This window comes from Chromobacterium alkanivorans (genome assembly GCF_016937655.1).
In the GTDB taxonomy this organism is placed as follows: domain Bacteria; phylum Pseudomonadota; class Gammaproteobacteria; order Burkholderiales; family Chromobacteriaceae; genus Chromobacterium; species Chromobacterium alkanivorans.
In genome coordinates, this window is record NZ_JAFHKL010000047.1 from 1 (window position 1) to 444 (window position 444).

General features: G+C 66.9%; 1 protein-coding gene. It reads left to right on the forward strand.

Features of this window, described 5'->3' with window-relative positions; translation table 11 throughout:
- A partial coding sequence (locus JW897_RS24135; protein WP_275899903.1) for a calcium-binding protein occupies positions 1–444 on the forward strand: 444 nt, incomplete at both ends.

Genomic DNA, 444 nt, shown 5'->3' on the forward strand with positions numbered 1-444 from the left:
GATCACCTTCGCTTCCGGCGTGAAGTGGACGGCTGAGCAGTTGATGAAGCAAGGCGTGCCGCTGGTGGGTTCCGAGTTGGGCGACACCTTGCGCGGCGGCAATGTCGACGACTGGATGCAGGGCAACGGCGGCAACGACTCGCTGTACGGCGGCAACGGCAACGACCTGATCGAAGGCGGCGCGGGCGACGACGGTCTGTTCGGCGAGGAAGGCAACGACACGCTGCGCGGCGGCGCCGGCAAGGATTCCTTGTATGGCGGCAACGGCGCCGACCTGCTGGAAGGCGGCGACGGCGACGATGTGATCATTGGCGGCAACGAGGGCGGCACTTGGCGCGAAGAGCGCGATACGCTGCGCGGCGGCGCCGGCAACGATCAACTGACGGTGGCGTGGAGCAGCTGGAACAACACGCTGGAAGGCGGCATCGGCAACGACACGCTGAC